The sequence below is a fragment of the Nocardia sp. NPDC050799 genome, assembly GCF_040654015.1.
Classification (GTDB): domain Bacteria; phylum Actinomycetota; class Actinomycetes; order Mycobacteriales; family Mycobacteriaceae; genus Nocardia.
Genome location: NZ_JBFAHF010000019.1, coordinates 65483 through 78693, shown reverse-complemented (window position 1 = coordinate 78693; position 13211 = coordinate 65483). Strand labels below are relative to the sequence as shown.

Annotated in this window: 12 protein-coding genes; all 12 read left to right on the top strand. The window is 67.9% G+C overall.

All coding sequences use genetic code 11. The features are described 5' to 3' along the window. Nucleotides 1-42: 42 nt before the first annotated feature. Entirely contained in the window at nucleotides 43-2223 is a 2181-nt protein-coding gene (locus tag AB0H42_RS20700) for an acyl-CoA dehydrogenase family protein (protein ID WP_357058029.1), read from the top strand. 26 nt (nucleotides 2224-2249) lie between these two features. After that, nucleotides 2250-3308: an acyl-CoA dehydrogenase family protein gene (locus tag AB0H42_RS20695; protein WP_357058027.1), complete on the top strand. Its 1059-nt coding sequence runs from the start codon at nucleotides 2250-2252 to the stop codon at nucleotides 3306-3308. Beyond that, nucleotides 3299-4468 (top strand): acyl-CoA dehydrogenase family protein, encoded by a 1170-nt coding sequence (locus tag AB0H42_RS20690; protein ID WP_357058026.1) that lies wholly within the window; start codon nucleotides 3299-3301, stop codon nucleotides 4466-4468. Before AB0H42_RS20695 ends, AB0H42_RS20690 begins: the two co-directional genes overlap by 10 nt. Nucleotides 4469-4543: 75 nt before the next feature. Then, entirely contained in the window at nucleotides 4544-5482 is a 939-nt protein-coding gene (locus tag AB0H42_RS20685; protein ID WP_357058024.1) for an OB-fold domain-containing protein, read from the top strand. Further along, nucleotides 5479-5904 (top strand): MaoC family dehydratase, encoded by a 426-nt coding sequence (locus tag AB0H42_RS20680; protein ID WP_357058022.1) that lies wholly within the window; start codon nucleotides 5479-5481, stop codon nucleotides 5902-5904. Before AB0H42_RS20685 ends, AB0H42_RS20680 begins: the two co-directional genes overlap by 4 nt. A gap of 52 nt (nucleotides 5905-5956) precedes the next feature. Next, complete coding sequence (locus AB0H42_RS20675; RefSeq protein ID WP_357058112.1) at nucleotides 5957-7141, top strand: lipid-transfer protein; 1185 nt, start codon at nucleotides 5957-5959, stop codon at nucleotides 7139-7141. A gap of 112 nt (nucleotides 7142-7253) precedes the next feature. Then, on the top strand, nucleotides 7254-8432 hold the full coding sequence (locus AB0H42_RS20670; protein ID WP_357058020.1) for a hypothetical protein: 1179 nt from the start codon (nucleotides 7254-7256) through the stop codon (nucleotides 8430-8432). Nucleotides 8433-8792: 360 nt separating this feature from the next. Continuing rightward, nucleotides 8793-9863, top strand: a complete 1071-nt coding sequence (locus AB0H42_RS20665) for a DUF4129 domain-containing protein (protein WP_357058018.1) — start codon at nucleotides 8793-8795, stop codon at nucleotides 9861-9863. Beyond that, a complete protein-coding gene (locus AB0H42_RS20660) occupies nucleotides 9860-10354 on the top strand; it encodes a hypothetical protein (protein ID WP_357058016.1) in 495 nt (164 codons plus the stop codon). The genes AB0H42_RS20665 and AB0H42_RS20660 overlap by 4 nt, the downstream gene beginning before the upstream one ends. A 28-nt stretch (nucleotides 10355-10382) precedes the next feature. Further along, nucleotides 10383-11345, top strand: coding sequence for a MoxR family ATPase (locus tag AB0H42_RS20655; RefSeq protein ID WP_357058014.1), 963 nt, complete (start codon nucleotides 10383-10385; stop codon nucleotides 11343-11345). Then, on the top strand, nucleotides 11342-12616 hold the full coding sequence (locus AB0H42_RS20650) for a DUF58 domain-containing protein (protein ID WP_357058012.1): 1275 nt from the start codon (nucleotides 11342-11344) through the stop codon (nucleotides 12614-12616). The genes AB0H42_RS20655 and AB0H42_RS20650 overlap by 4 nt, the downstream gene beginning before the upstream one ends. Beyond that, nucleotides 12613-13110, top strand: coding sequence for a hypothetical protein (locus AB0H42_RS20645; protein ID WP_357058010.1), 498 nt, complete (start codon nucleotides 12613-12615; stop codon nucleotides 13108-13110). Before AB0H42_RS20650 ends, AB0H42_RS20645 begins: the two co-directional genes overlap by 4 nt. Nucleotides 13111-13211 lie beyond the last annotated feature (101 nt).

Genomic DNA, 13211 nt, shown 5'->3' with positions numbered 1-13211 from the left:
TGTTCTAGGTGTGGGAGTCACGCCGGAAAGGCGGTATGGACTGTGACCATCGCCACCACTGACGAGCATAAAGCCGTGCAACAGTCGATGAGCGGGTGGGCAGCAGCGGCGCAACCGATTGCAACAATGCGGGCCGACGCGACCGACTTCTGGCGTACGTACTGGACAACGCTGACCGATCTCGGGATCTTCCGGGTGGCGGTGGCCGAGGAGGCGGGCGGCGCGGGCGGATCGGTCTCCGATCTGGCCGTATTCATCGAACAGGCAGCACACGACATGGTCGGCGGCCCGCTGCTGACCACGGCGATCGCCGGCCTGGTGACCGCCGGGCGGCTGCCGGAGGAGCAGCCCTGCGGGATCGCGCTGGATACGGTCGCCGGGGACGAGACCGCGCCCGGTGGCGGACCGGCGGGGCCGGTCCTCGACGGTGCCGGAACGCTCAGCGGTAGCTGGGAATCGGTACTCGGCGCCGCGCCCGGAACCGCGGTGCTGCTGCCGGTGGACACCGCGGACGGCCGGCGCTGGTGCCTGCTCGGCCCGGATACGCCCGGACTGCAGCTCGAAGCCCTGGAACCCCTCGACCTGACCACCCCGCTGGCCCGGGTCCGCTGCACCGAGGTCCGGATCGACCCGGACGCGGTATTCACCCCCGACTACGCGGTGGAAGACCTGCTGGTCGCGCTGGTCGTGGCCGAACTGGCCGGCGTGACCGGCTGGTGCCTGACGACCGCGGTCGACTACGCGAAGGTCCGCGAGCAGTTCGGGCGGCAGATCGGGTCGTTCCAGGCGGTCAAACACATCTGCGCGTGGATGCTGTGCCGCACCGAACTCATCCGGTCGGTGGCCGCCGACGCGGCCGCCGCGGTGGACTCCGGCGGTGCCGAACTGCCGATCGCGGCCGCCATCGCGGCCGCCATCGGCCTGGATGCCGCGGTGGACACCGCGAAGGACTGCATCCAGGTACTCGGCGGGATCGGCTTCACCTGGGAACACGACGCCCACCTGTACCTGCGCCGGGCGACCGCGCTGCGCCAGCTGCTGGGCGGCGCGTCTTATTGGCGGACCCGTGTCACCGAGCTGACCCGGGCCGGTAAACGCCGCACCACTGGTGCCGACCGGGTCTTCGCCGACGCGGCGCTGGCCGGCGGTGCGACCGATACCGAGGTGGCCACCGACGAACTCGCCGCCGAGGTCGCACGTATCGCCGCGCTGCCGGCCGCGCGGCAGCGTGATGCGCTGGCCGACGCGGGGCTGATCATGCCGCACTGGCCGCAGCCCTACGGTCGCGGCGCCGATCCGATGACCGGATTGGTGATCTCGGAGGAGTTGCGCCGGGCCGGGCTGACCGTTCCCGACCTCACCATCGGCGGCTGGGCGATCCCGACCCTGCTCCAGCACGGCACCCCCGAGCAGATCGAACGGTTCGCCTGGCCGACCCTGCACGGCGAGGTGGTGTGGTGCCAGCTGTTCAGCGAACCGGGGGCCGGTTCGGATCTGGCCGCCCTGCGCACCACCGCCGAACGCACCGAGGGCGGCTGGGTGCTCAACGGCCAGAAGGTGTGGACTTCACTGGCCAAGGAGGCGAACTGGGCCATCTGCCTGGCGCGCACCGACCCGAGTGCGCCCAAACACAAGGGCATCAGTTATTTCCTGGTCGATATGCGCAGTGCCGGAGTCGATATCCGGCCGCTGGTGCAGATCACCGGCGAGGCCCGGTTCAGCGAAGTCTTCCTGGACGGGGTCTTCGTTCCCGACGGCTGCGTGGTCGGCGCGCTGGGCAACGGCTGGAAGATCGCCCGCTCCACGCTGTCGGCGGAACGGGTCGCCATGAGTGGTAACGGGATCGGGCCGGCGCTCGAGGAGCTGATCGCCAAACTCCCGGCGACCGGACGCGGGTCGGAGCTGCTGAACGATCGGCTGGGCGGTTTCGTCGCGGACGCCATCGCCGGGCTGCTGCTGGAACAGCGCGCGGCGGTCCGGATCCTGGCCGGCGCCGACCCCGGCGCGCAGAGCAGTGTGCGCAAACTCGTGGGCGTGCGGCACCGGCAGGCGGTCGCCGAGTTCGCCGTCGAGGTGGCCGGCCCGGCCGGCGCGCGGGCCACCGCGGGCACCTCGGAATTCCTGCTCACCCGCTGTCTGTCGATCGCGGGCGGAACCGAGCAGATCCTGTTGACCGTGGCAGCCGAGCGGATTCTTGGACTACCCCGCGACGCGGCCGGTTAGTTCGTGCGACGACTGGAGAGCAGAACGTGGACTTCACTCGAGACGAGGCTCAAGAGGCGGTGGCCGAGGTCGTCGTCGGACTACTGGAGCGGGAGGCGGCGCGCGACGCCGAACTCTGGCCCAAGATAACGGCTACGGGCCTGCTGTCGGTAGCGCTCCCGGAACGGTTCGGGGGCGACGATATGGGCATCGACGCCGTATCGGTGCTGCTGACCGAGCTGGCCACCGATGCCGTGGCCGCCCCGGCGCTGCCCACCCTGGGCTTCGGTGTGCTGCCGTTGCTGGGGGCGGCGCCCGAGGCGGTGGCCGCGGAGGTGTTCCCGGCGGTCGCCGAGGGCGCGGTGCTGACCGCGGCGATCAGCGAACCCGGCGCGCCCCTGACCACCGAACCCACCACCCAGGCCGAAGTGATCGGCGACAAGGTGCGGATCACCGGGTACAAGGTGGCGGTGCCGTGTGCCGATCAGGCGCGCTGGCTGCTGGTGACCACGGATTCCGGGGTCGCGGTGGTCGATTCGGACGCCCCGGGTCTGTTCCTGACCCCCTCGGCCGTATCCGGCGATCTCGCCGAATTCTCGGTGAAATTGGACGGGGTCGAGATGCCCGCCGACCGACTGCTGCCGGACGCGGGCCCGCGACTGCACCGGTTCGTGCTCGCCGCCATCGGCGCGGCGGCCGACGGTCTGCTCTCGGGTGCGGTGAAATTGACTGCCGCCCATGTGGGCACCCGGCAGCAGTTCAACCGGCCACTCGCCGAATTCCAGGCGGTGGCCCAGCAGATCGCCGATCTCTATGTGGTGTCCCGGACGCTGCATGTGGCCGCGGTCTCGGCCAACTGGGCTCTCGGACAGGACGATTCGAGTCCGGAGCGGCAGCAGCGGATCGACGACGATCTGAACGTGCTCGCCTACACTGTGGCCGCGGAACTTCCGCGTGCCATGCAGAAATGTCACCACCTGCACGGCGGTATCGGAGTGGATGTCACCCACTCGATGCATCGCTACTACTCACAGTCCAAGGACCTCGCCCGCTGGCTGGGCGGCGCCGCGTTGCGGCTCGAACGATTGGGGGCAGGGTGTTCATAGATCTGACCAGCGAACAGCGCAAACTACGCGACGACCTGCGCGCCTACTTCGCCGATCTGGTCACGCCGGAGGAGTCCGCCGCCATGGCGGTCAACCGGCACGGCGACGCCTACCGCGAGGTGGTGCGCCGGATGGGCCGCGACGGCCGGCTGGGTGTCGGCTGGCCCAAGGAGTACGGCGGCCAGGGTTTCGGCCCGGTCGAACAGCAGATCTTCTACAACGAGGCCTCCCGGGCCGATGTCCCGCTGCCGCTGGTCACCCTGTTGACCGTCGGACCGACGCTGCAGCAGTTCGGCACGCAGGAACAGAAAGAGAAGTTCCTGCCCGGGATCCTCGCCGGGGATATCCATTTCGCCATCGGATATTCCGAGCCGGAGGCCGGTACCGATCTCGCGGCATTGCGCACCAGTGCGTCCCGCGACGATTCGGGCGACTGGATAGTGAACGGTCAGAAGATCTTCACCACCGGCGCACACGAGGCCGACTACATCTGGCTGGCCTGCCGCACCGGTCCGGTGGCCGACCGGCACCGCGCGATCACCATCCTGATCGCGGATACGAAGGATCCGGGCTACTCCTGGACTCCGATCATCACCGCCGACGGCGCCCATCACACCAACGCCACCTACTTCGACAGCGTCAAAGTTCCGGCGAACATGCTGGTCGGGGAGGAGAACAAGGGCTGGCGCCTGATCACCACCCAGCTCAATCACGAGCGGGTGAGCCTGGGACCGTCGGGCAAGATCGAACAGCTCTACGACCGCGTCCGCGATTGGGCGCGGCCGCGCGGCGTGCTCGACGATCCCGACGCGCGCGCGGCACTAGGGCGTATCCATGCCATGACCCGGCTCAACGAACTGCTGAACTGGCAGGTGGCGGCCACCGCCGACGATCCGGACATCGATCCGTCGCAGGTCATCGCGGACGCTTCGGCGACCAAGATCTTCTCCACCGAATCGCTGCAGGAGGCGGGCCGGCTGGCCGAGGAGATCATCGGCCGGTTCGGCGACCCGGCCGAACCCGCGACCGCCGAGCTGATGACCTGGCTCGACCGGCGGACGAAGCAGAACCTGGTGGTGACCTTCGGCGGCGGCGTCAACGAGGTGATGCGCGAACTCGTCGCCTCCGCGGGCCTGAAACTGCCCCGCGTACCCCGCTGATTCGATGAGCCCGGCCGCGGCCCGCCACCGGCCGGCGGTCGCACCCTCTCGAACCACCCGACCCTAAGGAGCAGCGTGCCGGACACAAGTACTCCGGAAGCGATCATCGCCGCCGCGGAGCAGATCAAGGCGGCCGGGGCCAGCGCGCCGCGGCCCGGCCGTGACCCGGTGAACCAGCCGATGATCAACAACTGGGTGGAGGCGCTGGGCGACAGCAACCCCGTCTATGTCGACGAGGCGGCCGCGAAGGCCGCCGGGTTCGACGGGATCGTGGCCCCGCCCGCCATGGCCCAGGTGTGGACCATGCTGGGTTTGGGTGGCCGCCGTCCGTCCGACGATCCGATGGAGGCCACCAACGCGCTGCTCGACTCCGCCGGGTACACCTCGGTGGTCGGCACCAACTGCGAGCAGATCTACCACCGCTATGTGCGGCCCGGCGAAGAGGTGAGCATCACCAGCGCGCTGGACAGCATCAAGGGCCCGAAACGTACCGGGTTGGGCGAGGGTTTCTTCCTGACCTACCGCACCAGCTGGTACGTCGGCGACGAGCTTGTCACCGAGATGCTGTTCCGCATCCTGAAGTTCGCCCCGGGCGCGGCCGCCGCCCCGGAACCGGCACCCGCCGAACGGGTGCGGCCGCTGGTCTCCCAGGACACCGAGTTCTTCTGGGAGGGCACGAAGGCCGGCGAGCTGCGGATCCAGCGGCTTCCCGACGGCTCCCTGCGCCATCCGCCGATCCCGGCGATCTGGCAGGACAAGACCGAACCGGTCGGCTATGTGGTGTCCTCCGGGAAGGGCACGGTGTTCAGCTACGTCGTGCACCACGCACCCAAGGTGCCGGGCCGCGATCTGCCGTTCGTGGTCGCGCTGGTGGAACTCGACGAGGGGGTGCGGATGCTGGGTGAACTGCGCGGTGTCGAACCCGAGCAGGTCGAGGTCGGGCTGGCGGTCGTGGCCGGTTTCGAGAAGCTCGACGACGATACGGTGCTGCCGTTCTGGAAGGTGAACCCATGACCGCCACATTCGATCCGGCCGCGGTCCGGGTCGGTACCGAACTGCCCGAACTGTCGATCCACGCCGATCCGACGTTCGTCATCAGCACCGCACTGGCCACTCGGGATTTCCAGGACGTACACCACGATCGGGACAAGGCGGTCGAACGCGGTTCGAAGGACATCTTCGTCAACATCCTCACCGATACCGGTCTGGTGCAGCGGTTCGTGACCGACTGGTCGGGTCCGGGCACGGTCGTCAAATCCATCGCGCTGCGTCTCGGGGTGCCGCTGTACGCGTACGACACGCTGACCCTCACCGGCAAGGTCGTGGAACTCGACGGCGCGGACGTCCGGCTGGAGGTCGTCGGCAAGGACAGTCTGGGCGATCACATCGTCGCGACGGTGGTCGCGACCGTACCGGGTGCCGGAGGCGGGGCGTGAGCGCAGCCCCGACGCACAGTCGGTGTCCAGTCCGCGGAACGAGGAGCGCATGATGAATTCGGAACATCCCCTGTCCGGCCGGGCCGCCATCGCGGGGATCGGCGCCACCGATTTCTCCAAGAATTCCGGTCGCAGCGAACTGCGGCTGGCCGCCGAAGCCGTGAGCGCGGCCCTGGCCGACGCCGGGCTCACCCCGGCCGATGTCGACGGGCTGACCACCTTCACGATGGATACCAACCTGCAGGTCGCGGTCGCCCGCGCGGTCGGCATTCCGCAGTTGAAGTTCTTCAGCCATATCGGGTACGGCGGTGGCGCGGCATGCGCGACCGTGCAGCAGGCGGCGATGGCCGTGGCGACCGGGGTCGCCGATGTGGTCGTGGCGTACCGGGCGTTCAACGAGCGGTCGGTGTCCCGGTTCGGGCAGTTCTCCACCTCGCTGGCGGCCGCGCCCACGTCCTCGGGTATCGACGCCGGATGGTCGTATCCGCACGGTCTGGGTACGCCCGCCGCGCAGGTGGCGATGGTCGCCCGGCGGTACATGCACGTCTATGGCGCGACCTCCGCCGATTTCGGCCGGGTCGCGGTGGCCGACCGCAGGCACGCGGCGGTGAACCCGGACGCGTTCTTCTACAACAAGCCGATAACCCTGGAGGACCACCAGAATTCGCGCTGGATCGCCGAACCGCTGCATCTGCTGGACTGCTGTCAGGAATCCGACGGCGGTGTGGCGATCGTGGTGACCAGTGTGGAGCGGGCGCGGGATCTGCCGAACCCGGTGGCCGTGATCACCGCCGCGGCGCAGGGCAGCGGTGCCGATCAGTACGTGATGACGAGCTACTACCGCGACGCCCTGACCGGGTTGCCGGAAATGGGCCTGGTCGGCGACCAGCTGTGGGAGCAGAGCGGTTTGCGGCCCGCCGATATGCAGGCCGCGATTCTGTACGACCACTTCACCCCGTTCGTCCTCATGCAGCTGGAAGAACTCGGTTTCTGCCCGCGCGGTGAAGCCAAGGATTTCATTGCCGGCGGGGCTATCGAAATCGGCGGAAAACTCCCGATCAATACCCACGGCGGACAGTTGGGGGAGGCGTATATCCATGGAATGAACGGCATCGCCGAGGGCGTGCGCCAGTTGCGTGGGACGTCGGTCAATCAGGTCGCCGATGCGGAGAACGTTCTGGTAACCGCGGGGACCGGGGTGCCGACTTCGGGCCTGGTCCTCAGTGCGGACCGGTAGCGTAGTCGAACCCGCCTCGCTGTCCCGGCAGCCGAAAAACTCTGTCGTATAGGTTCTTCCGCCGCCTTCGGCTGCTGTTGCGGGTGGTTGCCAGGGCTGGCATGGTTCGACGATGGTGGCGAGCAATTCGGTGATCCAACTTCTGTTGGGTGCCAAGCGCGCTGTGGGCGATGCGGTGCAGACGATAAGTAGAACGTTGAGCGGACATGTCCGGAACACGTACAAGGAGGTTGACCAGGGGACCGAAATATTCCGGAGCGCGAATCGGCAGGCAACGGATCGCCTGGTATTTACACACGCGCTGGAAGATGCGAGAAACGCCGAGCTGCACGGTCGTTTCGATACCGGCCCACACGGTGCGTTTCGTATGGACGGAAACAGCGGTGCGCTGTGGAATCCGATGCGCCCGGAACCGCCATACGAGATGGTTGAACGCTATCGGGAAATGTATGAGAATACGATCCGGTTGCCGGACCGGGAGAGACGGCCGGCATTGGAAGAGATGTGGGATCAGTTCCGGGATTATCCGGTTGATTTTCACAAGTTCGACACTCTCCATCGTAACCTTGGAGAATTATCCGAACAGCTCGGCGCTCGGCCCGAGGAGGTACGCATCGTCATGCGGCATCAGCTACGGGAGTTGTTCGCGAACAAAGATATCGCCATCCGTGTCACCCCGCAGGGACTTGCCGGAGTTCTGCACCACAAACGCTTCGTCACGGCCGTAGAAATCTCACATCCGGACAGCAATGTAGTTCGCTCACGGATCGCGCTGCATGACGATTGTTTCGGATACGATCGGCGCGGATACCCACCAGAATTGCGTCCGGTTTCCGGATATGTGCGGATACTGGGTGAACAGGCATCCGGGGCACGTGACAGCGACGCGCTCGCAGTCTACGGCGATGTTCAGGTGGTTCTGAAACCCGAAGTGCTCGGACGCGCAACCGCCTGTGTCGGCGATGCCGTGACGTATAGCCATTACACGCGGCCGTCGCCACTGCTGAAACCCGACGCCTGGTCGTATGGCATCGTCCCGCATGGCGCCGCGGATACGGAATTCGGTTATCGTGCGCCGCTCGGTGTCCTGGCCGGGATCGACCGGAAATACGATTCAGCCGATTTCCTGAGGCACCAATACGTAGAAGCGCAGGTGCACGGCGGTGTCAAGATTTCCGACATAGATCATGTGATATTCCCGGGTGAGCCGTCGGGTGGGCTGGTGGAAGCATTGTCTTCGGTACGCGAAGGCGGAATACCCTGGAAGATATTACCTTTGCGGCCCGAGTGACCGTGGTAGCGCTGATTACCGCTGGACCGGTGTTACCGCTCCATGGCAGGTCCTCGGGGCGGACCGCGCCGCGTCACCCGGCTCGACGTTGTGCCGTCAACCAAGGGGTCGCCGCGCCGGGTTCACCTACCGCCCGCGGCGCGGTGCCGACTCGATTCCGGCTTCGGAAGCGAGTGGAGAGGATCTTCAGAGGTCGCTGTATCGGCGACGAGCTTGTGAGTGTTCACAGTCAGGAACAAGATGTAACTGTCGATCGCGCAATACGCAGTAGGTTTGCCGACAAGGGGCTGATAAACGTGAAAAACTCGTCATTTCATATTGCCGATTCGCTCCCGGACCGGCTGTCCGGCATGTAAGCATGTGGCTGTTCTTGGCGGTGAGCAGGTTCGAGGTATCGGGTTGGCCGGGTCGCGGGCGCTGATCGCGCGCATTGTGGCGGTGTTCGCGCTGTTGTTCGGCGCTGTCATCGCGCTGCGCGGACATATCCCGGGCATGCCGGAAAGCAGCGGTTCGGCGGGCAACGCGTCGGCCCTCACCGTGGCGTTGATGCCGGTGCTGCTCACCGTCTCGATCGTGGTGCTGCTGGCCGGCGTGATCGCCTCCCAGCACCGGCTCCCGCTGGCCCTGCCCGACCTCGACGCCGACACCGAGTCGCACTGGCGGCTGGGCCGCCTCGGCCTGGCCGTGCTGTTCCTGCTGGCCCTCGTCGGTGTCCTCGCGGCGATTGTGTTCGCCGTCTACTTCATCGGGTTCCAGCGCGTCGCCGAACCGGTTCCGGCCGCGCCGCCGGGATCTCCCGCCCCGCAGCACCCCGCGGTGCCACCCGGGACGGAGGAGGATCAACCGGTCCTGACCGGAACCGGGTTGTTCCTGGCCACGGCGGCCGCGGGCACACTGGTGGCGGTGGCGGTGACCGGTCTGGCCGTCGTCACCGTCAACACCCAGCGGCGGGAACGAGCCGAGGAACCCGATGACGGGTTGCCGGCTACCGGGGACCTGCCCACCACCGATACCGACACCCTGGTCAAAGCCGCCGAGATGGGGTTGGCCGCCATGAGCGCGGCCGGACAGGACCCGCGCGCCGCGATCATCGCCTGCTATCTGGCAATGGAACGCGGTCTGGTCTACGCGCGTGGCCTGGCCCCGCTGGCCTCGGACACACCCATGGAAGTGCTGGCGCGCGCATTCGAGCACGGGGCCTTGCACGAGGCCTCGGCCCGGGAACTGGTCGCGCTGTTCGAAGAGGCACGGTTCAGCCCGCATTCCATGCTGTCCTGGCAGCGGATGCGGGCCGAACAACTGTTGCGCGTAGCGCTCTCCGACCTGCAGAGCACCCCGGACCCGGCCGTATCGGCCGCTCCGGATCCCGGCGGCTATCCACCCGCCCTACCGCCGCATGTCGGTGCGCCGAGCGGGGTGGCGCCGAGATGAGCAGACCCTGGATCGTCGTGGCCGCGATCCTCGCGGTCGCGGGCCTCGAGGTGGCCGCGTGCCTGCGGGCCCGGGAATTCGTACTGATCGCGGCCGGGGTGCCGGTCGCGATCGCGCTGTGCTGCTTCGTCTGGGTGCTGCTGCGCCCGGAGAAGAGAGAAAAGGAACTCGCCGACGAGATGGAGAACGGGCCCGCCGAAATGCTGCGCCACTGGCATGCCCGTGCCGAAATGCTCGTCGACCGCGCCGACGGTAGCCGCGCCGACTGGGATCGGCATCTGCGACCGCTGCTGGCCAAGGAGTTCCAACTGTCCGCCGGCCTGCGGGTCAGCAAGAACCGGCGGGCGCTGGAAAACGCCGGGATCCATCTGTTCGGCGCCGAACTGTGGCGCTGGGTGGACCCGGCCGATTCGGCGCTGCGTGACCAGAACACGCCCGCGCCGGGCCGCGCGGCTCTGGACGAGATCCTGAGCCGCCTTCAGAGAATGTGAAACGGGTCGACCCATTGCGAGAAAACACATGACGATGCCCTTGGACGCGACCGTCCAACGCACCGAAGCCGTGCTCCGGGAGGTTTCCCGGGCGGTGGTCGGCAAACGCGAAGAGCTACAGCTCATCATGATCGCGATCCTGTCCGGCGGGCATGTGCTCATCGAGGATCTGCCCGGACTGGGCAAAACATTGATCGCGCGGTCGTTCGCAGCCGCCCTCGGCCTGGACTTCACCCGGGTGCAGTTCACCCCCGACCTGCTGCCCGCGGACCTGCTCGGCTCCACGATCTACGACATGTCCACCGGGCGTTTCACGTTCCGCCGCGGTCCGGTGTTCACGCATATGCTGCTCGCCGACGAGGTGAACCGCACCCCGCCGAAAACCCAGGCGGCGCTGCTGGAGGCGATGGCCGAGGGACAGGTCAGCATCGACGGTGAGACCTTCCCGCTGCCCCAGCCGTTCATCGTGCTCGCCACCGACAACCCCATCGAATACGAGGGCACCTATCCGCTGCCTGAAGCGCAGCTGGACCGGTTCGCCATCCAGTTGCGCCTGGGCTACCTGTCCGAGCAGGACGAGACCCGGATGATCCGCCGCCGTCTCGAACGCGGCGCCGTGCCGCCGCAGGTGGGCCAGGTGGTCGACGCCAAAGGCCTGCTGGAGATGCGGCACTCGGTGGAGTTCGTCTCGGTGCACCCGGACGTGGTGAGCTATGTGGTGGCGCTGGCGAGCGCTACCCGGGCCCACGCGCAGGTCGAGGTCGGTGCGAGTCCGCGCTCGGAGCTGGATCTCGTGCAGATGGCCCGCGCCCGGGCCCTGCTGAACGGCCGTGACTTCGTGGTCCCCGAAGATGTGAAGGCGCTGGCGATCCCCGCCATGGCGCACCGGATCACCCTGCGGCCGGAGATGTGGGTGCGGCGCATCCGCGGCGAGGATGTGATCAGCGAACTGCTGCGCCGCCTGCCGGTTCCCCGCGCCGCCACACCATGAGACATCGCGACGCCAGTGCCACGGTGGAGGCCCGCCTGCGCTGGCGTCCCGCCCCGTTGACCTACCTGCTGGCCATCGCCTCGGCCGTCGCGCTGCTGGTCGCGGTGGTCGCGGGCAGCTGGCAGCTGGTCGTGTTCGCCTCGCCCATGCTCGGTGTGCTGGCCAGTGCGCCCTGGCAGGTATCGCGTACCCGGATCCAGGTGGACGGTGGGGGCACCCAGCGGTGTTTCGAGAACGAGGAGGTCACGGTCACCATCGCGGCCTTCGTCGATCAGGGGCAGGCGCTGCTGCGCTGTAAACCGGTCGCGGTCGACGGGATGACGGTGACGGTGGAGGAGTCCGCGGATTCCGGGACGGCACCGGCCGGGCTGCGGTTGACCGTGTCGGCCGCGCGCTGGGGTCGGTATCCGATAAAGGTGCGGGTCAAGGCGTTGAGCCCGGCCGGGATGGCACTGGCCACCGCGACCCTGCCCGCCGGGGAGATCTACGTCTACCCGATCACCGACCCGCAGCGGATGCGGTTGCCGCGCACCGAACTTCCCGAACGGCTCGGCGTGCACCTCACCCGGCGACACGGTCCGGGCGTGGAATATGCCGATATCCGCCCCTACGCCCCCGGTGATCAGCTGCGCATCGTGAACTGGCCGGTGAGCGCCCGCCGCGGCCGCCTGTACGTGACCGAACGCCTGACCAACCGTTCCGCCGACGTCGTCGTCCTGGTGGACACCTCCCAGCAGGCGCCCGGGCCCGCCAGTGACGCGCTGGAACTTTCGGTGCGCGGGGCGGCGCAGGTGGTGCAGTCCACGCTGCAGGCCGGCGACCGCACCGCTGTCGTCTGCCTGGGGCAGTCGCCGCGCTGGCTGCGTCCCGATATCGGCCGGCGGCAGTTCTATCGCATCGTCGACACCGTGCTCGACGTCGGCGACGAGTTCATCCCCACCACCGGCACCCTGGCGCCCTACGCCGCGGTCCCGCTCGGTGCGGTCATCGTCGCGTTCACCACCCTGCTGGACACCCAGTTCGCTCTCGCACTGATCGACCTGCGCAAACGCGGGCACGTGGTGGTGGCCGTGGATGTATTGCGCGGCACCCCCTTCACCGGCGATCTGGATCCCACCATGAAGAAGATGTGGCAGCTGGAACGGATGTCGATGTACCGCGATATGAGCACGGTCGGGGTGGATATCGTCCCGTGGGCCGCTGACACCCGCCTCGACCAGACCATGCGCCTGCTGCCCCGGCACCGCCGGATGATCCGGGTACGCCGATGATCAAATTCCTGGCGCATCTGTCCGGCACGCTGCTGGTGCTGCTGGTCGCCCTGATCCAGCCGTGGGCGGCCCCGGCCACGATTGTGCTGGTGGTGCTCGGCTGGTGGTGGCGCTGGGCGGCAGTCGGCGCGGTGCTGCTGGTGATCGGGGTCCTCGCGCTCTCCGACACCGGCCTGGTCGCGGCGGCCGCGGCGGGGCTGGTGGCCACCGCCTATCTGCTGAACATCGCGACCGTCACAGCGCCGCGCGGGGTCGTGCCGACCACCCTGCCATCGGTCGTTGGGGCGGTCCTGTGGACGGCGGCGGCCGGGTCCGCCGCGCTGCTTCCGATCGAATTGGTGTGGGCGCCGGTGGTCGCTCCGGTGCTGGTGATCCTGTTGTCGTCGATCCTCACCTACAGCATCACCACAGCGCGCCGACGGCCACCCGCGGTATCCCCGCCGGGTCCGGCGGCGGACACGAGCGATCAACCGGGAACTCGCGCCGACCGGTGAGAAGAGTGTGGATTCGGCCCCCGCCCCTTCTCAAGATATAGCGCACCCCGGGGCTTGCCGCAAGGCCCCGGTCATGCCGCATACTCGCTGGCCTAGCCCAC

Coding starts and splice junctions, on each gene's coding strand:
- AB0H42_RS20680 (WP_357058022.1), top strand. CDS start 5,479: ATGACCGCCACATTCGATCCGGCCGCGGTCCGGGTCGGTACCGAACTG.
- AB0H42_RS20675 (WP_357058112.1), top strand. CDS start 5,957: ATGAATTCGGAACATCCCCTGTCCGGCCGGGCCGCCATCGCGGGGATC.
- AB0H42_RS20670 (WP_357058020.1), top strand. CDS start 7,254: ATGGTGGCGAGCAATTCGGTGATCCAACTTCTGTTGGGTGCCAAGCGC.
- AB0H42_RS20660 (WP_357058016.1), top strand. CDS start 9,860: ATGAGCAGACCCTGGATCGTCGTGGCCGCGATCCTCGCGGTCGCGGGC.
- AB0H42_RS20655 (WP_357058014.1), top strand. CDS start 10,383: ATGACGATGCCCTTGGACGCGACCGTCCAACGCACCGAAGCCGTGCTC.
- AB0H42_RS20650 (WP_357058012.1), top strand. CDS start 11,342: ATGAGACATCGCGACGCCAGTGCCACGGTGGAGGCCCGCCTGCGCTGG.
- AB0H42_RS20645 (WP_357058010.1), top strand. CDS start 12,613: ATGATCAAATTCCTGGCGCATCTGTCCGGCACGCTGCTGGTGCTGCTG.